Annotated in this window: 23 protein-coding genes; 13 read left to right on the forward strand and 10 right to left on the reverse strand. The window is 62.7% G+C overall.

What is annotated here, in order from left to right; translation table 11 throughout:
• A partial coding sequence (locus DBV08_RS14200) for an HNH endonuclease signature motif containing protein (protein ID WP_148090785.1) occupies positions 1-752 on the forward strand: 752 nt, incomplete at its 5' end.
• An 85-nt stretch (positions 753-837) separates the two neighbouring features.
• On the opposite strand, the gene DBV08_RS14205 is transcribed toward DBV08_RS14200, so the two are convergent.
• The 3 genes from DBV08_RS14205 to DBV08_RS14215 all read right to left on the reverse strand — a co-directional run bounded on the left by DBV08_RS14205 (position 838) and on the right by DBV08_RS14215 (position 2,838).
• On the reverse strand, positions 838-1,326 hold the full coding sequence (locus DBV08_RS14205) for a GNAT family N-acetyltransferase (protein ID WP_007726792.1): 489 nt from the start codon (positions 1,324-1,326) through the stop codon (positions 838-840).
• A gap of 70 nt (positions 1,327-1,396) precedes the next feature.
• Positions 1,397-2,167, reverse strand: coding sequence for a site-2 protease family protein (locus DBV08_RS14210; protein ID WP_124567839.1), 771 nt, complete (start codon positions 2,165-2,167; stop codon positions 1,397-1,399).
• Positions 2,164-2,838, reverse strand: a complete 675-nt coding sequence (locus DBV08_RS14215) for a hypothetical protein (protein WP_095972425.1) — start codon at positions 2,836-2,838, stop codon at positions 2,164-2,166. The genes DBV08_RS14210 and DBV08_RS14215 overlap by 4 nt, the downstream gene beginning before the upstream one ends.
• Before the next feature lie 284 nt (positions 2,839-3,122).
• Between DBV08_RS14215 and DBV08_RS14220 the strand changes: the two genes are divergently transcribed.
• Entirely contained in the window at positions 3,123-4,412 is a 1,290-nt protein-coding gene (locus DBV08_RS14220; protein ID WP_095972424.1) for an adenylosuccinate synthase, read from the forward strand.
• 51 nt (positions 4,413-4,463) lie between these two features.
• On the opposite strand, the gene DBV08_RS14225 is transcribed toward DBV08_RS14220, so the two are convergent.
• Both DBV08_RS14225 and DBV08_RS14230 read right to left on the reverse strand, forming a co-directional pair.
• Entirely contained in the window at positions 4,464-4,934 is a 471-nt protein-coding gene (locus DBV08_RS14225) for a 5' nucleotidase, NT5C type (RefSeq protein ID WP_124567840.1), read from the reverse strand.
• 44 nt (positions 4,935-4,978) lie between these two features.
• Positions 4,979-5,209 carry a hypothetical protein gene (locus DBV08_RS14230; protein WP_124567841.1) on the reverse strand — a complete coding sequence of 77 codons (231 nt, stop codon included), beginning with the start codon at positions 5,207-5,209 and terminating at the stop codon, positions 4,979-4,981.
• A gap of 61 nt (positions 5,210-5,270) precedes the next feature.
• On the opposite strand from DBV08_RS14230, the gene DBV08_RS14235 reads away from it, so the two are divergent.
• The gene (locus DBV08_RS14235; RefSeq protein WP_050655050.1) at positions 5,271-6,746 is read left to right on the forward strand and encodes a PLP-dependent aminotransferase family protein; all 1,476 of its coding nucleotides are present in this window, start codon (positions 5,271-5,273) and stop codon (positions 6,744-6,746) included.
• 46 nt (positions 6,747-6,792) lie between these two features.
• Positions 6,793-7,896, forward strand: coding sequence for a bifunctional 2-polyprenyl-6-hydroxyphenol methylase/3-demethylubiquinol 3-O-methyltransferase UbiG (locus DBV08_RS14240; RefSeq protein ID WP_095972422.1), 1,104 nt, complete (start codon positions 6,793-6,795; stop codon positions 7,894-7,896).
• Between the two features lie 60 nt (positions 7,897-7,956).
• On the opposite strand, the gene DBV08_RS14245 is transcribed toward DBV08_RS14240, so the two are convergent.
• From DBV08_RS14245 to DBV08_RS14255, 3 genes are all read right to left on the reverse strand, one after another.
• Positions 7,957-9,057, reverse strand: coding sequence for a CaiB/BaiF CoA-transferase family protein (locus DBV08_RS14245; RefSeq protein ID WP_095972495.1), 1,101 nt, complete (start codon positions 9,055-9,057; stop codon positions 7,957-7,959).
• A 107-nt stretch (positions 9,058-9,164) separates the two neighbouring features.
• The gene (locus DBV08_RS14250; RefSeq protein ID WP_124567842.1) at positions 9,165-11,231 is read right to left on the reverse strand and encodes an ABC transporter ATP-binding protein; all 2,067 of its coding nucleotides are present in this window, start codon (positions 11,229-11,231) and stop codon (positions 9,165-9,167) included.
• Positions 11,228-12,961 carry an ABC transporter ATP-binding protein gene (locus DBV08_RS14255; RefSeq protein ID WP_124567843.1) on the reverse strand — a complete coding sequence of 578 codons (1,734 nt, stop codon included), beginning with the start codon at positions 12,959-12,961 and terminating at the stop codon, positions 11,228-11,230. The genes DBV08_RS14250 and DBV08_RS14255 overlap by 4 nt, the downstream gene beginning before the upstream one ends.
• A 320-nt stretch (positions 12,962-13,281) precedes the next feature.
• Here DBV08_RS14255 and DBV08_RS32860 point away from each other — a divergent pair, with 320 nt between their 5' ends.
• The 6 genes from DBV08_RS32860 to DBV08_RS14275 all read left to right on the forward strand — a co-directional run bounded on the left by DBV08_RS32860 (position 13,282) and on the right by DBV08_RS14275 (position 17,746).
• On the forward strand, positions 13,282-13,404 hold the full coding sequence (locus DBV08_RS32860; protein WP_260395586.1) for a hypothetical protein: 123 nt from the start codon (positions 13,282-13,284) through the stop codon (positions 13,402-13,404).
• 210 nt (positions 13,405-13,614) lie between these two features.
• Positions 13,615-13,737: a hypothetical protein gene (locus DBV08_RS32865; RefSeq protein ID WP_019749478.1), complete on the forward strand. Its 123-nt coding sequence runs from the start codon at positions 13,615-13,617 to the stop codon at positions 13,735-13,737.
• A gap of 361 nt (positions 13,738-14,098) precedes the next feature.
• Positions 14,099-14,245, forward strand: coding sequence for a hypothetical protein (locus DBV08_RS14260; protein ID WP_003944356.1), 147 nt, complete (start codon positions 14,099-14,101; stop codon positions 14,243-14,245).
• A gap of 240 nt (positions 14,246-14,485) precedes the next feature.
• The gene (locus DBV08_RS14265) at positions 14,486-15,991 is read left to right on the forward strand and encodes a GGDEF domain-containing protein (protein ID WP_206029395.1); all 1,506 of its coding nucleotides are present in this window, start codon (positions 14,486-14,488) and stop codon (positions 15,989-15,991) included.
• A gap of 40 nt (positions 15,992-16,031) precedes the next feature.
• A complete protein-coding gene (gene purT, locus DBV08_RS14270) occupies positions 16,032-17,267 on the forward strand; it encodes a formate-dependent phosphoribosylglycinamide formyltransferase (RefSeq protein ID WP_095972417.1) in 1,236 nt (411 codons plus the stop codon).
• A complete protein-coding gene (locus tag DBV08_RS14275) occupies positions 17,264-17,746 on the forward strand; it encodes a DUF456 domain-containing protein (protein WP_050655057.1) in 483 nt (160 codons plus the stop codon). Before purT ends, DBV08_RS14275 begins: the two co-directional genes overlap by 4 nt.
• Here the strand turns inward: DBV08_RS14275 and DBV08_RS14280 are convergent.
• Positions 17,650-18,489 (reverse strand): amidohydrolase, encoded by an 840-nt coding sequence (locus tag DBV08_RS14280; protein ID WP_234036705.1) that lies wholly within the window; start codon positions 18,487-18,489, stop codon positions 17,650-17,652. The two genes, DBV08_RS14275 and DBV08_RS14280, sit on opposite strands and share 97 nt — an antisense overlap.
• Before the next feature lie 109 nt (positions 18,490-18,598).
• Positions 18,599-19,996 carry an FAD-dependent oxidoreductase gene (locus DBV08_RS14285; RefSeq protein ID WP_003944405.1) on the reverse strand — a complete coding sequence of 466 codons (1,398 nt, stop codon included), beginning with the start codon at positions 19,994-19,996 and terminating at the stop codon, positions 18,599-18,601.
• 230 nt (positions 19,997-20,226) lie between these two features.
• On the opposite strand from DBV08_RS14285, the gene DBV08_RS14290 reads away from it, so the two are divergent.
• The 3 genes from DBV08_RS14290 to DBV08_RS14300 are packed head-to-tail and all read left to right on the forward strand — an operon-like array spanning position 20,227 to position 22,347.
• Positions 20,227-20,652 (forward strand): hypothetical protein, encoded by a 426-nt coding sequence (locus tag DBV08_RS14290; protein WP_095972415.1) that lies wholly within the window; start codon positions 20,227-20,229, stop codon positions 20,650-20,652.
• A 46-nt stretch (positions 20,653-20,698) separates the two neighbouring features.
• Positions 20,699-21,127, forward strand: coding sequence for a rhodanese-like domain-containing protein (locus tag DBV08_RS14295; protein ID WP_007726822.1), 429 nt, complete (start codon positions 20,699-20,701; stop codon positions 21,125-21,127).
• Positions 21,124-22,347: an O-succinylhomoserine sulfhydrylase gene (locus DBV08_RS14300; protein WP_172436668.1), complete on the forward strand. Its 1,224-nt coding sequence runs from the start codon at positions 21,124-21,126 to the stop codon at positions 22,345-22,347. The genes DBV08_RS14295 and DBV08_RS14300 overlap by 4 nt, the downstream gene beginning before the upstream one ends.
• The last annotated feature ends 37 nt before the right edge of the window (positions 22,348-22,384 follow it).

A 22,384-nucleotide genomic window follows, 5' to 3' on the forward strand; every position in this document is an offset into this window, starting at 1 on the left:
AGCGCAATGAGTTCTACGCCTCGAAAGGCCTGTACGGGCGGGTGACCGTGAAGGGTGATTTGGATGCGATCAACGGGGCCCGTCTGATCACCTTGCTGTCTAGCCTGTCGGCTCCGACACCAGAGAAGGACGGTGTCAAGGACACCCGCACGCCGGCTTTACGGCGCGCGGACGGGTTCTGCGAGTTGTTGCGCCGGTACGAGCGGGCGGGGTTGGGTCCGATCGAGGGTGGGGTGAAACCGCACATCACGGTGACAGCGTCGGCGAAGGACATGACCGACCTCAAAGCCTTGAAGGATCTGTTGCCGTCCACCGAGGAGTTGGGATTCGCGTGGACGGATTGGGTGGGCCCGATCAGTATCGACACTGCCCGGATGCTGGCCTGCGACTGCACGGTCACGCGGATCTTGTTGGATGAGAATGGTGTTCCGCTCGACTGCGGTAAGGAAGCGAGAACCGCGACGGTGCCGCAGCGGCGGGCGTTGGCGGTTCGTGATGGTGGGTGCGCGTTTCCGGGGTGTGGGACACCGTCGGGGTGGTGCGATGCCCACCATATCGTTCATTGGAACGATGGTGGCCCAACGGATCTCGACAATCTGATCTTGTTGTGCGGTCATCATCATCGGACGCTGCACCACACCGAGTGGAGGGTGGAGATCAGTCCGGATCGGAAGTCGGTGTTCTATCCGCCGATGTCGATCGACCCGTATCAGCACCCGATCGGCGGGAACAGCCCACCCACAGCGGCCTGAACTGAACCAACTGAAGACGCGAGCACCGGGGCACAGTCGTGCCCCGGTGCTCGGGCCTGCGTTTGGGAGTCTTGGTGGCCGGGTGTCAGCTCAGCGACTTCTTGAACCCGACATGGGAGGCGACAAATCCGAGACGCTCGTAGAAGTCGTGAGCTTCCTTGCGAGTTTGATCCGAGGTGAGCTGCGCCAGGAAAGCGCCGCGCCGGGCGCCTTCTTCGCAGGCCCAGCGGATCATCGAACTGCCGATGCCCTTGCTCCGGTAATCCTCGTGGACGCGAACAGCTTCGATCTGCAGTCGCGTCGCTCCCATCCGGCTCATCCCCGGAATGAAGGTCAATTGCATGGTGCCGATTACCGCGTCGCCGACCAGAACGGTGACGAGGAGTTGAGCCGGATCTTCGTCGATTCGCTTGAACGCGTCCTCGTAGATCGTTCGGGCTTCGGGGTTGGTCGTCTCCCGAGTGCTGCCGATCGGATCGTCGGCGAGCAAGTCGATCAGTGCTTCCACGTGTCGAATCTCGGCCCGCGTGAGGGTGTACTCCACTCCGCCGGACTGAAATGACGTCGCAATCATCGATGCTCCCCTGAAGAAGAATGAATGTCTGAAATGTCAGACTCTCACGAGTCTCCTCCAGCGCACTCGATCACGTCCAAAAACGCATGAGGGCGTTACCGAGCATGGCGTAGTAGTCGGACACACCGCTCAATTCGAAGATCCAGTAGATCGCGTCGAAGAAGACGACATTGATCTGCGGGACAAACAAGAGTGCAACCAGCAGGAGCAGTCCGTACGGCTTGAACTGGTCGAGTTGGTGCCGTGTGTTGGGTGCGAGATAGGGCTCCAGCGCGTTGTAACCGTCCAGACCGGGGACTGGGAGCAGGTTCAAGACCGTCGCCATGACCTGCAAGAAGGCAAGGAAGCTGAGGCCGGCCCAGAACGTCAGGTGCTCGGCCGCTGAGCCGTACGTACGTATGACGACGAGGAGAATCACCGCGGCGACGGCGTTCGTGAACGGACCGGCAAGCGATATTCGCGCCTGTACCTTGGGCGGAAACATCCCGGTGCGCAGATACACGGCGCCGCCGGGAAGTCCGATGCCGCCCAATGCGATGAACAGCACCGGCAGACCGATCGAGAGCATCGGATGGCTGTACTTGAGCGGGTTGAGCGTCAGGTAGCCACGAGCCTCGACATCGGTGTCTCCGTGACGCCACGCCAGATACGCATGGGCGAACTCGTGCAAGCACAGCGTGACCACCCAGCCTGCAACCACGAGAACGAAAACACCCGCTCGGCCCGTGATGGAGCCCCACGTCGAGTTCCAGGCGACCACTCCGGCGATGACAGTGATCGCAACTACGCCGAGGAAGACAGGGCTCGGCCGAACCGCCGACCGTGCTGCTCCGGTTCTCACCTGACCAACAACCAAGTTTTGTCATGCCGGTAGAAGGTCGAACGCTTGAGATCGCGTGGGTTGGCCACCCCGTCGCGAACCAGACGAGCCGCGGGCGAGCCCAGCTGAATGGCTCGGCCTTCCAGCCAGCGTCGCCCGCCCCAGCGACTCTTGCGATCCACAGATGCCTTGATGCCGGGGAGCTTGGGACTCGGCACTATCCGGATGCCGGGGACCGTGCCGGAGAACAGTTTGTTGTCGTCGACGTAGGCCTCGCCGATCAATTCTGCGGCATCGGCCGGACCCGTGACAGTTGCCGCACCTACCAGCGCGATTCCAGCGTCGTCGCGGATGAGCGGCACGGTGTGGACTGTGCCTTTCAACGCCGTGCGCGCAGCTCGCGCACCCGTTGCGAGTTTGTACGCGTCGGTTGCGTCCGACCTGTTCTCGGTGACGTAGGCGAGTTCGACGTTGAGTCGCTCCAGTCGCATCAACCGTGTCAAAGCCGCGGCAAACGCGCCGTCGTTACCGACGACGATCAAGCGCGGTTCGGTGACGACCTGCAGTTGAGACAGGGCCTCGTCGAAGTCCTGCTTCTCCGGAAGCTCAGGGACAGTGAACGACGTGAGTTCACCCAGGGGGAGTGGAACCGGCGAATCGCCACATTTGAGCACCACAGGGGTCAAAGCCACTCCTAGCTCGATCAAGACTTCTTCTCGGGTAGTGGGACCTCGCCACCCTTCCCCGAAATGGCCGTCCGAATCACTGCCGACGATCTTAGTGCGAGTCTCCGTGTCGACTCGTAATCGTGATGGTCACACCGCCAAATTCTGGACCGTCAGGTCTGGTCTGGTGCTCTGGGCTAGACTGCTCCTTCGGTCACTGCAACAGTTCGGCGCTGCATCATGTGCGCGGAAGCCAGGCAGTACCAATGCGGCGGGACAACTGCTGCACGTCGACCGTAGGAGACAACGTCATGCCGGCAATCGTCCTGATCGGCGCCCAGTGGGGCGACGAAGGTAAGGGCAAAGCTACAGATCTACTGGGCGAGCAGCTTCAGTGGGTCGTGCGATACCAGGGCGGTAACAACGCCGGACACACCGTGGTTCTGCCGAACGGTGACAAGTTCGCACTGCACCTCATCCCTTCCGGAATCCTCACCCCCGCCGTCAACAACGTCATCGGTAACGGTGTCGTCGTCGACCCGGGAGTGTTGTTGACCGAATTGGCAGGCTTGGAAGAGCGCGGCGTGGACACGTCCCGCCTGCTGCTTTCTGCTGATGCGCACCTGATCATGCCGTACCACGTGGCCATCGACAAGGTCACCGAACGCTTCCTGGGAGCGAAGAAGATCGGCACGACCGGCCGCGGTATCGGCCCGTGCTACCAGGACAAGATCGCCCGTGTCGGTGTCCGCGCTGCGGACGTCCTGGACGAGAAGATCCTGACCCAGAAGGTCGAAGCAGCACTCGAATTCAAGAACCAGGTGCTGGTCAAGATCTACAACCGCAAGGCACTCGACCCGCAGCAGGTCGTCGACGAGGTCCTCACGCAGGCCGAGGGTTTCAAGCACCGCATCTCGGACACGCGTCTGGAGCTCAACCTCGCCCTCGAGCGCGGCGAGACCGTTCTGCTCGAAGGTTCGCAGGGCACTCTGCTGGACGTCGACCACGGTACGTACCCGTACGTGACCTCGTCCAACCCCACCTCGGGTGGTGCGGCGGTCGGTTCGGGAATCGGTCCCACCAAGATCACCACGGTGCTCGGCATCCTGAAGGCGTACACGACGCGTGTCGGTTCCGGTCCGTTCCCGACGGAGCTGTTCGACGATCACGGCGCATACCTGGCGAAGCAGGGCGGCGAGGTCGGTGTCACCACCGGACGCGCTCGTCGTACGGGATGGTTCGACGCTGTCATCGCGCGTTACGCGACGCGCGTCAACGGCATCACCGACTACTTCCTCACCAAGCTGGACGTGCTGAGCAGCCTCGACACGGTACCGATCTGTGTCGCGTACGAGGTCGACGGTGTCCGCCACGACGAAATGCCGATGTCGCAGAGCGACATTCACCACGCCAAGCCCATCTACGAAGAGATGCCCGGCTGGTGGGAAGACATCTCGGAGGCTCGCACCTTCGAGGAACTGCCGCAGAATGCGCAGAACTACGTGCTTCGGCTCGAAGAGCTTTCGGGTGCATTCATCTCCTGCATCGGTGTCGGCCCCGGCCGCGACGAGACGATCGTCCGGCGCGAGATCGTCCGCTGATTCGATTCCTCGAAATCCCCGTTCCTGTCTGCAGGGACGGGGATTTCGTGTTCAAGCCAGCTTCGACAAGTGTGCGGTGACGGTCTTCCAGTCGGGAAACTCGGTGCTGCCGAACTTGATCCAGTCGCCCTCGAATCGATCTGCGCCGTTTGCTCCGCGGTCGTCGACGAGGTAGTCGCCTCGGTTGAGGTGCTTGTGGTGCGAGAGGATCAGACGTTTGTACGCGACGCTGCCTTCCTCCATTCCGAGGTGCTCTTGGACCCATAGCACCTTGTCGTGCCAGGCTGTGGCGTTCTTCCACGGCGCCGTCGAGAGGATGTAGGTGTCGAACTGCTGCGCCAGTTGGTGGTAGGCGTCGATGGCACCGTCGAGTGGGTCCATGCGAGAGAAGATGTGTGGCGCTTCGTCGAGGCCGTTCTTGTACTTCTCCCGGACGCCGTCGGTCAGGCGATCGATGCCCGACTGGAAGTTGACGAGGGTGTTGTCGAGATCGATGTAGAGAATCTTCTTGGAAGCCGGCATTGAAACCTCTCTGGAGACTTTCTGAGTGCGAAAAGAGTCCAGTTTTACGCAACTGGACTGAGATCAGTGAATTCTTCCCCCTGATCACAATCGCATGGAGGTCTGACAGAGTTGTTCTCGCCGTCCGGAGTTGCGTCGTGGAAGATGCCGCCGAGGGGTGCTGCCAGGCGAAACTGCTCCACGCGAATGTAGGTACCTTCACCTTCGGCGGGTGCGAAGAAGTAGACGAGGGCCACGAAGAGTCCGATGCCGATCAGGGTCGCGAAGGTAGTCATGGACATATGATCAACTCGACTGGCATTGAGTTACATAGCCAAGTTGGCGATACTGGACTGCATGATGACTCGAGTTCTCGGTGCCCGTTCGCTCGCGCGCGATCTGGGGTCCTGGCAGGAAGAGTCCGGACGCAGGCCCGCGTACCGTGCGCTTGCCGACGGCATCCGCCTGCTCGTGCACGACGGTCGCGTTCCGCTGGGGGTCGCACTGCCGAGTGAGCGTGAACTTGCGACGGTGCTCGAACTCAGTCGAACCACGATCACGTCCTCGTATTCGGTGCTACGAGACGAGGGGTATCTGATCAGCCGGCAGGGTTCACGAAGCACCGTGGCGTTGCCCGCCGGCGCGCGGCCGAACGGGTTGATGTTCCGCTCCCACCAACCGGGGCCGAGTGGACCCGTCGTCGATCTCAGTTACGCAGCGATGGCAGCTCCCGCCGCCCAGGTCGAACTTGCGTATGCGTCTGCGCTGCAGGAACTTCCGAACTTCCTGCCCACGCACGGGATGGAACCGGTCGGGATTGCCGACTTGCGTGACGTGATCGCGCAGCGCTACACGGCGCGGGGCTTGCCCACCACTGCCGAACAGATCATGGTGACCTCGGGTGCGCAGCACGCGCTTCGGTTGTTGCTGTCGGTGCTCACCTCACCAGGCGAGCGGGTGCTGGTCGATCACCCGACGTATCCCAATGCGCTGGAAGCGATTCGGCGAAACGGCGCTCGGCCCGTGCCGGTTCCGGTCCGGCCGGAGTTCGCGGCGGCCGGAGCCTGGGATCTGGACGGGATTCGAAGTGCAGCAAGGCAAACCGCTGCGAGAATGGCCTACCTGATCCCCGACTTTCACAACCCGACCGGCCTCTGCATGGACTCTTCCGGTCGCGCAGAGCTTGCGAAGATTGCGCATGAAACGCGAATGACTCTGGTCGTCGACGAGACGATGGTAGACCTGTGGCTCGACGCACCACCGCCGGCACCGGTCGCGTCACATGGGCGAGGCGCGGCGAAAACCGAAGTGGTGACGCTCGGTTCGACGGCGAAGTCCCTGTGGGGCGGGCTACGTGTCGGTTGGATTCGCGCCGATGCCGCACTCATCACCCAGTTGGTGGGGGCGCGTGCCGCGGTCGACCTCGGTACTCCCGTCATGGATCAATTGGCAGCCGCCTACTTGCTCGCCGACGACCGCTCGTTGCTCGAACAGCGTCGCGAAGTTCTGCGAGAACAGCGTGCGGTGCTTCTCGGTGCAGTGGCAGAGCATCTGCCCGACTGGCGTCCCACCATCGGCTCCGGCGGAATGTCGGTCTGGATGCGAATGTCCGCGCCCGTCTCGACGGCGTTGGCTGCGGTGGCACCCAACTTCGGTGTACTCCTGGCCGCCGGCCCCCGTTTCGGCGTCGAAGGTGCGTTCGAACGATTCATTCGCGTGCCGTACGCACGTTCTCCCGAGGACCTCATTCGCGGCGTTGCGTCCATCGCCGCTGCGTACGACACTCTCGCGACGGATCGCGACACGGCAGACCAACGAATGGTCGTCGTCTGAGAACTGGGTACACACCCTGAAAGCGGTGTGAACCAGGAGGTCGGGCATGACGGCGGTAGACGGTACAGGCGCAGCGGGAACCAGTGCGGCGGAAGCGCTCGCAGAACGATTGTTCGCGGCCACGCTCGGGGCGTCGGAGCTGCAGGCTGTGTATCTGGGCGACCGGTTGGGCTGGTACCGCGCGCTGAGCGATCACGGCCCGCTCACGTCCACGGAACTCGCGGACCGGACGGGGACCGTCGAAAGGTATGCGCGAGAGTGGCTCGAGCAGCAGGCCGTGGCTGGTTATGTGGACGTCAATTCGGATGCCGATCGGCGGTACAGCTTGCCGCAGGCCCACGCCGATGTGCTGGTCGACGACGAGAACCTGCTTTTCCTGGCCCCGTTGGCGAGGCTGTTCGTCGCGACGACGTCGTCGATGCCCCGCCTGCTGGACGCTTATCGTCACGGCGGGGGAGTCACGTGGGAATCGATGGGTCCGGACGCTCGCGAGGGCCAGGCGCTGCTGAACCGGCCGATGTATCTCCAGCAGCTCTGTCAGCAGTTTCTGCCGGTAGTCACCGATCTGCACGCCATTCTTCTCGGCGGCGGGCAGGTCGCTGATCTCGGGATGGGGGAGGGTTGGTCGTCGATCGCGCTCGCCCTCGGGTACCCGAATATCGAGGTGCACGGCTTCGACGTCGACGCAGCCTCGGTGAATGCTGCCCGCCGAAACGCCCACGATCGCGGGGTGGACGACCGCGTTCATTTCTCGTTGGTCGACGTGGCCGGCCAAGCCCCGGAGACTGGTCGAGCCGATGCCGGGACCTACGACGCCGTGTTTGCTTTCGAGTGCCTTCACGACGTTCCGGATCCGGTGGGATTTCTGTCCACGGCTCGGGCGATTGCCCAGCCCGGCGCCCCGGTGATCGTGATGGACGAACGAACGGCAGATGCCTTCGATCCCGAGGCGGGTCCGATCGAGCAATTGCTGTACGGATTTTCGCTGACCTGCTGCTTACCGGACAGTCTTTCGCATCCGGGGAGCATTGCCACCGGGACGGTGATGAGGCACTCGACACTCGAAAGTTATGCCAAGGCAGCAGGTTTCGAGAGAGTGGACGTGCTGCCGATCGAGCACGAGATGTTCAGGTTCTACAGGTTGGGCTGACGCCCCCGTGCGCGGTTAGAGAGTCCCGAGGCTCCTTGACCACGCACGGGGCCGAAGGCCCTAGGTCCAGACAGTGTCGATATCCGTCGCCTCACGTGCCGGGGCGGCGGGCGTCGCGGTGGGCGTGCGCGAGAAGCGCGGCGCCGGAGCATGCTGGGTGACGCCGTCGAGCTCGATGAGCGAACCGCGGGCCGCGATGTGTTCGTTGGACGGAGCCTCGGCGAACGTGAGGACCGGCGAGACGCAGGCGTCGGTGCCGAGGAAGATCTTGGCCCACTCGTCGCGAGTCTTGGACAGGAACTTTTCGGTGAAGAGCTTCTTCATGTCGTCCCACTTGGACGTGTCCATCTGATGGGGGAGCGTCGCGGGATCGAGTTCGAGGCCCTCGAGCAGCAGTGCGTAGAACTGCGGTTCGATGGATCCGACGGCCATGTACTTGCCGTCGGAGGTCTCGTAGGTGTCGTAGAACGGAGCGCCGGTGTCGAGGAGGTTGACGCCACGCTCGTCGGACCAGACGCCGCGACCGCGGAATGCCCACATCATGTGGGAGAGCGCGAGGGTTCCGTCGACCATCGCCGCGTCGACGACCTGGCCCTTACCGGATGTCGAGCGCTCGACGAGAGCCGACAGAATGCCGAAGATCAGGAACATGGAACCGCCGCCGAAATCGCCGACCATGTTGAGCGGCGGGACGGGACGTTCACCCTTGCGTCCGATGGCGTTGAGGACACCGGTCAGTGAGATGTAGTTGATGTCGTGACCGGCGGCGTTGGCGAGTGGGCCTTCCTGGCCCCAGCCCGTCATGCGGCCGTAGACAAGACGCGGATTGCGCTCCGAGACCACGTCGGGGCCGAGTCCCATTCGCTCCATGACGCCGGGGCGGAAGCCCTCGATGAGGACGTCGGCGCGGCTCAGGAGATCGAGAACCTTGGCGACGTCGGCCGGGTCCTTCAGGTTGGCCTCGATGATGCGGCGGCCGCGCTTGATCTGGTCGGTTGCGTTCGAGTCCTGCGGAATCTGCCCTGCGCGCTGCACGATGACGATGTCGGCGCCCATGTCCGCCAACAGCGTCGCGGCGTGCGGGCCCGGTCCCAATCCAGCGAATTCCACGATCCGAATGCCCGCGAGCGGGCCCTTCTTCTCCACAGCTTCTGCAGACACACGCACTCCCAATTCCGACGGTGACAACACTTCTGACCCGACGGTAACCTGTCGGATCGATCAGGTGTGCTCCGGGGCACTGTGTCCGCCGAGGGAGGCGCCGATCACTAGACGGCGGCACCCTCGAACTGAGCGTTGTAGAGACGGAAGTACGCGCCCGCCGCTGCGATGAGTTCGTCGTGTGTGCCCTGTTCGACGATCTTGCCCGCCTCCATCACGACGATCAGATCGGCGTTACGGATGGTGGAGAGCCGGTGCGCGATGATGAAGCTGGTGCGCCCGACGCGCAACGCGGACATTGCTTGCTGCACAAGCTGTTCCGTACGTGTGTCGACCGAGCTCGTCGCCTCGTCGAGAATCAGCAGCGACGGCTCCGACAGGAATGCGCGGGCAATCGTGATGAGCTGTTTCTCGCCGGAACTGATGTTCGACGCCTCCTCGTCCAGCACGGTGTCGTACCCGTCCGGGAGCGTGTGGATGAAGCGGTCGACGAAGGCAGCGCGTGCGGCTTCGTGGATCTCGTGTTCGCTGGCGTCGAGCCGGCCGTACGCGATGTTGTCGCGGATCGTTCCGCCGAAGAGCCACGTGTCCTGCAGAACCATGCCGACGTGGTTTCGCAGGTCGGAGCGGCGCATCTGCGAGATGTCGACGTCGTCGAGAGTGATTCGGCCCGAGTCGACTTCGTAGAAGCGCATGAGCAGGTTCACCAAGGTGGTCTTGCCGGCACCGGTGGGTCCGACGATGGCGACCATCTGCCCGGGCCGAGCCGTGAGGTACACGTTCTCGATCAACGGCTTGTCCGGCTCGTATCGGAACGAGACGTTCTCGAATTCGATGTGACCGACGTTGCGATGGCGTCCGGCGGGCTCGGGGAGAAGCGGCACGTCGATGTCGGGCGACTGCTCGGGTTCGTCGAGAAGCTCGAAGACCCGCTCGGCCGACGCGGCCCCGGACTGCAGGCTCGTCGACATGGACGCGATCTGCGTGAGTGGCTGGCTGAACTGGCGCGAATAGACGATGAACGCCTGAACGTCACCGAGAGACATGTTGCCGCTGGCGACCTTGAGTGCGCCGACCACAGCGAGCAGCACGTAGGTGATGTTTCCGACGAAGTTCATGACCGGCATGATCAGACTGGAGAGGAACTGTGCGCCGAAGGACGCGTCGAGGAGCTTCTTGTTCTGCTCGGCGAATTCACGCTCGGCTTCGGCCTGATGCCCGTACACACGAACCAGGTCGCGACCGCTGTAGTTCTCCTCGATCTGTGCGTTGATCTTGCCCGTCTCGGCCCACTGAGCCTTGTACAACACCTGTGCTCGCTTGGCGACCCTGGCAACGAGGAGCACCGATACCGGCACCGCGATCAGTGCGATCAGTGCGAGCATCGGCGAAATGACGAACATCATCGTCAGGACACCGAGGACGGTGAGCACCGACGTCAGGAGCGAGGTCAACGTCGACGACAACGTCGACGAGATGTTGTCGATGTCGTTGGTGACGCGGCTGAGGATCTCGCCGCGCGGCGTCTTGTCGAAGTACGGAAGGGGCAGACGGTGAAGCTTCGCCTCGACCGAGGCACGCAGGTTGTAGATGGTCTTCTGGACGATGATGTTGAGGAGGAATGCTTCCAACCAGGCAAGTAGCGACGAGAGCAAGTACACGCCGATTGCGAGCATGACGACCTTGCCGATAGCGTCGAAGTTCAGACCCACGCCCGGAACGACGTCGGTCGAATTGGACACGAGGTCGGCGAAGGTCGAATTTCCTGATGCCCGGATGGCGTCCGCGGCCTGCTCGCGGGTCAGTCCGGCAGGCAGGCTCTTACCGATGAACCCGGCGAAAATGAGGTCTGTCGCGTGACCGAGGATCTTCGGCACCGCGACGGAGAGCGCGATGCTGGCGATCGTCGCAGCGACGACGCAGATGACCGCAAATTTGTGTGGCTGCAGAAGCGAGAGAAGCCGCTTCATCGTCGCTTTGAAGTGGCGAGGTTTGGTGTCCGTCGCGGTCAGCGCAGGCTTCGGCTCTTTGTCGGGGTTCTCGGGGTTACTCGACTTCGCATCCCCGTCCGCGGATTCGGGTTCGCTCGGGATCTTGGCGAACACCACAGTCGGGGCATCGTCGAAGTACTGGCTGTTGGGGCCGCCCCATGTCGGGTCCTGCGGGCTGGTCATGCGCTCATCTCCGCGGGAATCTGGGAAGCCACGATCTCTTGGTACGTCGGACAGTTGGCCAGAAGGAACTGATGGTCGCCGAGGCCGACCGGCGCACCATCCTCCAGCACCATGATCTGGTCGGCATCGATGATGGACGCGACGCGCTGCGCGACGATGATGACCGTCGAATGAGTCGAGACCGTGCGGAGTTCGCGCCGGACCGCAGCATCGGTGTGCATGTCGAGTGCTGAGAACGAATCGTCGAAGACGAAGATCCGGGGTCTTCGAACCACAGCTCTGGCGATGGCGAGACGTTGGCGTTGTCCGCCCGAGAGATTGCCGCCGCCCTGGGCGATCGGAGACTCGAGACCATCGGACAGTTCCCGCACGAAGTCGTCTGCCTGGGCGATGGTGAGGGCTGCCCAGATGTCGTCGTCGGTGGCGGTCGGGTTTCCGTAGCGGATATTGCTCGCGATCGTGCCGGCGAACAGGTACGCCTTCTGGGGCACGTATCCGAAGTTGGTGAAGAGTTCGTCCTGATCCCAGCCGCGGACGTCCAAGCCGTCGACGAGGACGGCGCCGGCCGTGACGTCGAAGAGTCTGGGGATGAGTGAGACGAGGGTCGATTTGCCACTACCGGTACTGCCCACGATCGCGGTGACCGTACCTGGCATGCATCGCATCGAAACGTTCGACAGGACCGGCGTTTCTGCTCCCGGATACGTGAATCCGGCTCCACCGAACTCGACAACGCCGTAGGGGCTGGTCGGGCGGAGGGGCTGGGCCGGCGCGGGCACGGTCGGCTCGGTGTCGAGTACCTCGGTGATGCGGTCGGCGCACACGGCCGCGCGGGGGATCACCACGGCCAACATGGTCGCCATGACCACTGACATCAGGATCTGCATGACGTAGGCGAGGAAGGCGCTGATCTGTCCGATCTGCATGTCTCCGGTGTCGACCAGATGCGCGCCGAACCACAGCACCGCGACGCTCGACAGGTTGGCGATCAACATCACGGTGGGCAGCAGAACTGCCTGGTACCGACCGATGAGGAGCGAGGTGTCGGTCAGTTCCTTGTTGGCCTTGTCGAAGCGGATCGTCTCGTCAGGCTCGCGAACGAAGGCGCGAATGACACGCATACCGGTGAGCTGTTCGCGCAGTGATCGATTGATGTTGTCGATCCGCGTCTGCATAGTTCGGAAATGCGGGATCAGCTTGGCCACCACGACCGAGACGGTGATGCCGAGCAGTGGCACCGAAATCGTCAGGAGCCAGGACATCTGCAGGTTCTCGCGCAGGGCCATGACGATGCCGCCGATACACATCAGTGGGGCGCTGACGAGCATCGAGGACGTCAGCATGACCAGGGCCTGGATCTGCAGGACGTCGTTGGTGTTCCGTGTGATCAGCGTCGGCGCACCGAAACTGTTGAATTCGCGATCCGAGAAGCTGCCGACGGCTTTGTAAAAGGCGCCTCGAACGTCGTGGCCGAAGCCCATCGACGATTTTGCAGCCAGATAGGTCGATGCGACCGACGCGATGATCGATGCAAGCGAGACCAGAAGCATGATCCCGCCGGTGGACATGATGAATCCGGTGTCACCGCGGGCGACACCGTCGTCGATGATCCGAGCGTTGAGCGTGGGGAGGACCAACGACGCGATGGCCCCGAAGAGTTGAAGTGCGAGAACTCCGGCAAGCAACCAGCGGTACGGCGGGAGGTACGCCTTGAGCAGTTTTGCTAACACGACGGTTCCCAGTGAATTGGCCGGGTTGCCGCTCGTTCGCGATTGATCACAAGCACACGGTATGACAGATCGTGGTCGAGGTTGGCACCGACTCTGACGATTGCATCCTTTTGTCCTATTTGATTGTGATGTCTGCCACATTCGAATTCGAGGTTGGATTCAGGTCACAGTGCCTGAACTGCAGGTTTACACATCGATCCAATATGTCACGTTTCTGTTTGAACAAAAACAAACTGGACGTACTTGTTTAGCTTGGCTACAAAGGGGCGGAGCGAACAAAACGTGCGCCGCGTCATAGATATTCATGCAAGGAGTCACACATGGGATCCCTCGGAAACCTTCTCAAGGCCAACGGTATGGGCTGGGGCATTCTCCAGCTTCTTCCCCTGGTCAACATGCTCAAGACCATTCAGGGGCTGGACACCGCGAGCTCGAACTCCTGACGTTCGACCGCTGGAAATCTTCCGAAACAACACAGGAGTAGTCGCATGACCTCAATTCAGAATCTCGACGCCTTCCTCAAGAGCGTTCTCGCATTCGTGACCAAGTTGAACGCGGGATCGGCAGACGACTCGGGTTCGGCCGGTTCCACTGCCGAGTAGTTCTCGGTCCCAACTTCTTTTCAACTGCATCCCGACATAAGGAGACCCGACATGGGTTCATTCGAAGACTTCAGCGGCGTCGTCAAGACGTTCATTCCGGTACTCAAGGACCTGTTCACGGCGCTCGGTGGTGGCTCGCTCACCCCTGGGACCGGATCGGCGGCTGACAAGTAAGTCCCGTTTGTCCGAAAGTGTGGCTCGCAGTTGTCTGCGAGTCACACTTTCCGCATTTCTAATGTGAGCTAAATCACATTTTTGCAAGGATTGAACAGTAGATGTGCGCCCTGAACTGCAATTACGACTGAAAGTGTTACTGGTCGTTCACCTTGGTAGCTATTTGGTAGCTATACAAGTGTCGGTAGCCGGTCTATAAATGCAGTCAGCGCCACGGTAGTGCGCTACGTCACAGCTCGGGATGTTGTTCGGGGGCGGTTCAGCCATCCGTGCGGCAGAAGTTCCCGAACCATCTCGGCCACCGCCTGCGGCCGGAATGGCGCTGGAACATCACACCACCTCACATACAGGAGAACCTCCTATGTTCGGATCACTCAGCACCCTCGGACCCCTGCTCACCGCGCTCGGAGCTTTCCTCAAGTCCGTTCCCACCGAATCGCTGTCCGGCGAGGGCGAGGGCTCGTCCACCGGTTCACTCTCGGGTCTGTCCAGCGGATCCGCCGAGTAGTCATCCCTTCCGGCAGGGTCGTTCGGCTCTGCCAATCGGATTGCATGCAGGTGCCCTCTGTCCACTGTCGTGGCCGGAGGGCACCCGTGTTTGCGGAGATATTCGTAGTTGCCCTTTTGGCATGTGAACACAGAACTGCGAGTGGCAGCACCTGCGTACGATGGTTCGACGACATCGGCATACGGTCACCGCGACGTCCGGTGCTCCCGAATTCAGAGGTAGCCGACCGCGAGGTGACGCATGGTAGGGACGAGTCGCTTTCTGCGCCTTCTCCTAGTGCTGGCCGTCGTGCTTGCGGCTTCGTTGATCGGCATCCTCACCCGCCCACCAGGTTTGCTCGCGACATTCTGGTGCGCCAACGCCATTTTGCTGGGAATGATGGTCAGATGGCCGGTCCTGATCGAATGGCGAACGTGGATCGCTGCGGCCGTCGGATACGTCTGCGCCGACCTGATCACCGGCAATTCGCTGTCGCTTGCCCTGCAGTTGAACGGGGCGAACCTCGCCGGTGTCACAGTCGGTGTTCTTGTTCTGTACTACTTGAAGCGAACACCGTTCCGATTGGTCGATTCGCAGTCACTGGTGTGGATGGTCTTCGTCTCGTTCGTCGCGGCGACTGGTACCGCGGCAACCGCCGGCGCCTTGGACCGGCTCTTACGCGGTCTGTCCTTCACCGACACGTTTGTCCACTGGGGCGCCACCGAGGTCATGGCGTACCTGCTGGTCCTTCCTCTCATTCTGACTCTCACCATCCCGTCGAGCCTTGCCGAGTTCCGCACCAAACTGACGGCCAGAACTGTCGCCGCTATGAGCGTTCCGCTACTCGCCACTGCAGCCTGCGTGCCGATCGCCCTCAGCATCGAAGGGCCGATCGCGCTGGTCCTGCCGATTCCAGCTCTCCTGTGGTGCGCCACTCGCATCTCGGTTCCGAGCACTGCCTTCGTTTCCGTGGTCTGGTCGGTGTGGTCACTCATGATGGCGGGTAGCGGTCGACTCGATATCGGAGATCAAGCCGCCTCGACTTGGAACGAGGACGTCATCACGTCCATTGCGGTCACGTTGATCGCGTTGGGGCCGATCGCGGTTGCCTGTGCGACCGAGGAACGTCGCGCTGCCGAGCGTGAGCTTTTCCTTGCTGTCGAATTCGACCATCTGACCGGAGTCCTCTCGCGCGGTGCTTTTCTCGGACATGCGGAATCGGAACTTGCCGACGCGGCCCGCGCGCACTCCCCGGTCGGCCTGCTGATGCTCGACCTGGACCACTTCAAGAGCATCAATGACACGCATGGACATATGACCGGTGACAGCGTTCTCGCGAACTTCGCAGAACGGGCCGCTGACCGATTGTCGGACGGCGATCTGATCGGAAGGCTCGGCGGCGAGGAGTTCGCCATTCTGCTTCCGGACTGCAGCTTTGCCCGAGCAGTCGACGTCGCCGAGGCCGTCCGCGGCGCGCAGGTCGAGTACTCGGCCGAATCAGATGTGACGAGCACGGTCAGTGTCGGCGTCGCGTGGGTTGATCACGCGACGCCCGCCTTGGCCACCCTCATGAGCGTCGCGGACGAGGCTCTGTACGACGCCAAGCGTGCCGGACGCAATCTCGTGAAAGTGCGCAACGTCGGCAACGACGCCGTGCCGCAACAGAATTCCGAGCCGACCACGGCCACCCGCACCTATCGCAAACCGGCGGTACCTCGAACGATCAGGCGAGGGTTTGACCGCGAAGGCGTGGTCGACGGCGGATAACTGCGCTGACCTGCATCGGGATTGGCATATAGTCGCACCCATGCAGCTTGATTCGACGCCTTCGCACCTGCCGACCCTCCCACTTCGATTCGGGACCCCACTGACCGAGAACGCCATTCGCGTGATGATGTTGGGATCAGGCGAGTTGGGTAAGGAAGTTGTCATCGCGCTGCAGCGTCTGGGCGTCGAAGTGATTGCGGTGGATCGCTATCCCGACGCCCCGGGGCATCAGGTGGCCCACCGTGCTCACACTGTCGACATGACCGATCCGGAAGCGCTGCTTGCCGTCATCGAGTTGGAAAAGCCTCACTTCGTGGTTCCCGAGATCGAGGCCATCGCGACGGATGCGCTTGCACTCGTCGAAGAACGCGGAGGGGCGGTGGTCATTCCGACCGCCCGCGCCACTCAGCTCACGATGAACCGTGAGGGAATCCGTCGGCTCGCGGCCGAGGAGTTGGGCCTGCCCACTTCGCCGTATGCCTTCGCGGACTCGCTTGCCGAAGTACAGGCAGCGACAGACCGAATCGGTTTCCCGTGCGTCGTCAAGCCGGTCATGTCCTCGTCGGGAAAGGGACAGTCGACGGTTCGATCCGCCGAAGATCTCGACGCCGCATGGGATTACGCGATGGCCGGAGGCCGTGTTAATCACGGCCGGGTGATCGTCGAGGGTTTTGTCGATTTCGATTACGAGATAACGCAATTGACGGTTCGCGCCGTCGGGGAGAGCGGTCAGGTCGAAACGTCGTTCTGCGAGCCGATCGGGCACCTGCAGGAGGCCGGCGACTACATCGAATCGTGGCAGCCGCAGCAGATGTCCGCGGCTGCCCTCGCGTCGGCGCGGGACGTCGCCGAGAAGGTGACCACGGCTCTGGGCGGGCGAGGCATCTTCGGCGTCGAGCTGTTCGTGAAGGGCGACGACGTCTACTTCTCCGAAGTGAGCCCACGGCCGCACGACACCGGATTGGTGACCCTGCGGACGCAGCGACTCTCGGAGTTCGAGCTGCATGCCCGTGCGATCCTGGGCTTGCCGGTCGACACGACTCTCACGGCCCCGGGAGCGTCGGCGGTGATCTACGGCGGCGTGGAGGCAAAGGGAATCGGATTCGACGGTGTCGCCGAGGCACTCGCGGTTCCCGAGACGGACCTGCGGCTATTCGGCAAGCCGGAGAGCTTCACGCGTCGTCGCATGGGTGTTGCCGTGTCGACGGCCGCCGATGTGCCCACTGCACGCGCCCGGGCTCGCGAAGCCGCGTCGAAGGTGCGTCCCGTCGGATGAGTCCTGTGGCCGAGGTCCTCGTCGGGCTGGTCATCCTGGTCGGTCTGATCGGGGTCGTCGTTCCGATTCTCCCCGGGACACTTCTCGTTTTCGCCGCAATTCTCGTGTGGGCGATCATGACCGGTGGGGCGACGGCGTGGACGGTGTTCGCGCTGTCCACGCTGGCGCTGGTGGTCACCGGGATCGTGAAGTACACGTGGCCAGGCAAGCGGATGAAGTCCGGGGGCGTGCCCAACCTGTCGGTGGTGGTCGGCGGCGTCGTCGGCATCATCGGGTTCTTCGTGATCCCGGTCGTGGGGTTGTTCCTCGGGTTCATCGTCGGAACCTACTTCGCGGAACTAGCGCGGCTGCGTCGCTACGACATCGCCTGGTCGTCGACGCTTCACGCGGTGAAGGCAGTCGGATTGTCCATGCTGGTGGAACTGTTCGGAGCGCTGATCGCGGCGGGGCTGTGGCTGGGAGCCGTCGCGTTCACTTGAGCGCAGCGGTACCAGGAGCGTGCGTTGTCGCACATGACCGCGGACAGGTCGTCGCCGACGGCATCGGCGATCACGTCCAGGTCGTGGACCTCGAACGCTCGACGTGCCCGGGTACCGGGTAGGTCGGTGCCGAACATCAGCGCAGCGGGATTGACCGCGTGGATCTGGCGAAGCACATCGCTGACGTCGGAGATGGTGGTGCGGCCGAACCCGGTGGCTTTGACACGTACTCCGCGGTCGACGAGGTTGAGGAGATACGGCAGCCCGCGGGTGGACATTCCCAAGTGGTCGATGCTCACCGCCGGCAATTTGGCGAAGACGGGTTCCAACGACAGCAACAGCGTGGCATCGACGTAGAACTCGGCGTGCCAGCCCACCAGATCGAATGCGCGATTGGCGAGATCGGCGAGCAGACGCAGGTCGGTGGCGCCTCGGCGCAGATTGAACCGGACGGCGCGCACTCCCAGCGCGTCCAGAGCAACGATGTCTTCGTCCGTCGCATCGAGTGGCAAAGCAGTGACGCCCACCCAGCCTTCGCCGAGCTCGGACAATGCGGCTTTCAGGTATTCCTGGTCATTGCCCTGGTACGACGCCGTCACCACCGCGCCGCCGTCCACACTCAGGCCCTTCAGCGAGGCAATCCGGGCCCGGTAATCGGCCACGGTGAAGGGCTCAGGCAGGTACCCGTGATTCTCGACCAGCGGGAAGCGCGGGTCGATGATATGCACATGGGCGTCAAACACGGGGTCTATTTTGCCCTGTTGCCTTGGGTCCCCGCACACACCACCGGCCCGATGTGACCTGGGTCGCGTCGGGCCGGTGGAGGGCTTGTGTTCAGTTACTTCTGCGCACTCAGTTCGCGCGGTCGGGCTCCGACGCCTTCAGCATGTCGTGACGCTCGACGACCTTGATGCGCTCACGGCCTTCGGGCTCGCCCAGGCTGCGCTCGTGCGCGTCGAGGCGGTACCAGCCCTGCCAAGTCGTGTACGGCACCTGCTTGCCTTCGAGGAACTCGATGACGGCGTTCTCGTCGGGGTTCGCGGCGCCGGCGAAGTCGACGGAATCCTCGAGAAGATTCGCGACGGTTTCGTTGGCGTCACCCTTGGTGTGGCCGATGAGGCCGACGGGGCCGCGCTTGATCCAGCCGGTGACGTAGGTGGCCGGCATGAACCGGGCTGCGCCCTCGGCGTTGTCGTCTGCGACGACGCGTCCGGCGTCGTTGGGAACGGTGCCTGCCTGGTCGTCGAACGGCAGCTGCGTGATGTTCTGCGAGAGGTAACCGACGGCGCGGTACACGGCCTGGACATCCCAGTCCTTGTACGTGCCGGTGCCCTTGACGTTGCCGGTTCCGTCGAGCTGGGTGCGCTCGGTGCGCAGGCCGACGACCTTGCCGTCTTCGCCGAGGATCTCCGTGGGAGATTCGAAGAAGTGCAGGAACAGCTTGTGGGGACGGGCTCCGACATCGCGAATTGCCCAGTCCTGCAGGGTATTCGCAACCATGTCGACCTGCTTGGAGTTGCGGCGAGCCTGCTCGGAACCCTCGTCGTAGTCGATGTCCTCGGGGTCGACGATGACCTCGATGGTCGGCGAGTGGTCGAGTTCGCGCAGTTCGAGAGGCGTGAACTTGGCCTGGGCCGGGCCGCGGCGTCCGAAGACGTGAACCTCGACGGCCTTGTTGTTCTTGAGACCCTCGTAGACGTTCGCGGGGATTTCGGTCGGCAGCAGTTCGTCACCGGTCTTGGCGAGAACGCGGGCGATGTCGAGCGCAACGTTGCCCACGCCGAGGACGGCGACCTTCTCGGCCTCGAGCGGCCACGTACGCGGCACGTCGGGGTGGCCGTCGTACCAGGAGACGAAGTCGGCCGCGCCATAGCTGCCGTCGAGTTCGATACCCGGGATGCCGAGCGCGCGGTCGGCGTTGGCGCCGGTGGAGAAGATGACCGCGTCGTAGAATGACTGCAGGTCGTCGAGGGTGATGTCGGTGCCGTAGTCGATGTTGCCGAGCAGGCGTACCTGAGGCTTGTCGAGCACCTTGTGCAGGGCGGTGATGATGCCCTTGATACGCGGATGATCAGGCGCGACGCCGTAACGAATCAGGCCGAAGGGCGCGGGCATGCGCTCGAAGAGGTCGATGCTGACGCCGCGGCCGGAGACTGCGGTGTCGGATTTCATGAGGGCGTCGGCGGCGTAGATGCCGGCGGGGCCGGCGCCGACGATCGCGACCCGGAGTGGGCGGTTGGAGTCAGTCATCGTGAGGACAGCTACCTTCTTCGAAGTTCGGACAACATATCGACAAGTATCCAATTTAGCCGAACCTAAGCACAGCGCCTCGGTTGCGGCCGAACGGATCCACACTCTCACTCGATCGGTTGTGGGTAAACCTATTCTTTCTTCCCATTCTCCCGTTGTCTCGGGTATTCGGGGTAGGGGCCTGCTCCTTGACGGGCCACAACTTCAAGTTGTGGGGGAGTATTGGCGCTATGAGTGACGAGCTTCGCGAATCCGACAACATCGATGGCAAGAAGGCGTCTGCGGGGCCGTTCCTCTTGGCTGTCGCCATCGTCGCCTTGATCCTGGGTGGAATCTTCGTCGCGTCGTGGATCTCGCCGGCCGAGGAGAACGTCACCGAGTCGGACCGCGTGAGTCGCTCCGTCACCGACTACGTCGATGCCGAGAATCGGAATGACGCGGAGACGATCAAGACCCTGACCTGCGCGAGCTTCAATTCGAGCAACGGTCCGATGGCCGACGTCGACGGAACCGTCGAACTGAAGGGTGTGGACGGGGTCGTGGTCAACGGCGATCGTGCACGGGCCGACGTGACGATCACCGGTGGCGGAGCGGGCGAGCGAGTCTCGACCTGGGCCCTGACCCGTGACGGCAACCGTTGGGTCGTCTGTAACTGACGGCCCGCTCAGGCGCTCGCGGCAGTCTTGTGAAAACATGGACTACGTGAGTTACGCAGGCGATCTGACGCCGGAGCAAGCCTGGGAGCTGCTCCGCGAAAACCCCGACGCCGTGCTGGTCGACGTGCGGACCGATGCGGAGTGGAAATACGTCGGTGTCCCCGATGTTTCCTCCCTCGGCAAGCAGGCCGCACTGATCGAATGGGTGAGCCACCCGACCGGCGCGCGCAATGACAACTTCGTCGACCAGTTGAAGGAAGCCGGCATCACCGCCGATTCCTCCGGGTCGGAGCGTCCGGTGATCTTCCTGTGTCGATCCGGACAGCGTTCCATCGGTGCGGCGGAAGCTGCGACTGCGGCGGGTATCGGCCCGTCGTACAACGTGCTCGACGGGTTCGAAGGCGCATTGGGCGCCGACGGGCATCGCGGACTTGTAGGTTGGCGGGCCATCGGCTTGCCGTGGAGGCAGCAGTGAGCGGAATTCCCCAGGGCGGCGCATTTCAACGAGCGCTGCCGGACGACGTCGGTCTCGGCACCCTCGGTGTTCGCGGCGGACTGATGCGCACCGGGTTCGAGGAGACTTCCGAAGCTCTGTTCCTCAACTCCGGATTCGTCTACGAGAGTGCAGAAGCCGCCGAACAAGCCTTCACCGGCGAGGTGGATCATTTTGTCTACTCCCGCTACGGCAACCCGACCGTCAAGATGTTCGAAGAGCGTCTGCGTCTCATCGAAGGTGCAGAAGCGTGCTTTGCGACGGCCAGCGGAATGTCGGCAGTCTTCACGGCGTTGGGCGCACTGTTGGCCAACGGCGACCGATTGGTTGCCGCGCGCAGCCTCTTCGGATCCTGCTTCGTGGTGTGCAACGAGATCCTTCCGCGCTGGGGCGTCGAGGTTGTGTTCGTCGACGGTGAGGACAACGCGCAGTGGGAAGAGGCGCTGTCCGTGCCGACCACTGCCGTATTCTTCGAGACTCCGTCCAACCCGATGCAATCTCTCGTCGACGTTCGACGGGTGTCGGAGCTTGCTCATGCAGCCGGTGCAAAGGTAGTGCTGGACAACGTCTTCGCGACGCCGCTCCTGCAGCGCAGCCTTGATCTGGGAGCCGACGTCGTTGTGTACTCCGGCACCAAGCACATCGACGGTCAGGGCCGCGTGCTCGGCGGCGCGATCCTCGGAACCGAGGAATACATCAGCGGTCCCGTCCGAGAACTGATGCGGCACACCGGTCCTGCGCTCAGCCCGTTCAATGCGTGGACTCTGCTCAAGGGTCTCGAGACCATGCCGGTCCGCATTCGGCATTCCGTGGCTTCGGCCCTCGAGATCGCCGAATTCCTCGAAGGACACTCCGGCGTCAAGTGGGTCAAGTACCCGTACCTGACTTCACACCCGCAGCACGAGCTCGCGAAGTCTCAGATGAGCGGCGGCGGAACTGTAGTCACGTTCGAGCTCAATGCGCCTGACGGCGAGGGCAAGAAGCGGGCGTTCGAGGTTCTCAACGGTCTGCGCGTCATTGACATCTCCAACAACTTGGGAGATTCCAAGTCGTTGATCACCCACCCCGCAACCACAACGCACCGGGCCATGGGTCCGGAAGGCCGTGCAGCGGTGGGTATTACGGACGGAGTTGTCCGTCTGTCCGTCGGGCTCGAGGACACGGCCGATCTGTTGGCTGATCTGAAGCGAGCTCTGGGGTAGTCCCGTCGCAAACCGCGGAGAGTTTCGAGGGTAGTGC

It is taken from the genome of Rhodococcus sp. KBW08 (assembly GCF_003852455.1).
GTDB lineage: Bacteria > Actinomycetota > Actinomycetes > Mycobacteriales > Mycobacteriaceae > Rhodococcus_F > Rhodococcus_F baikonurensis.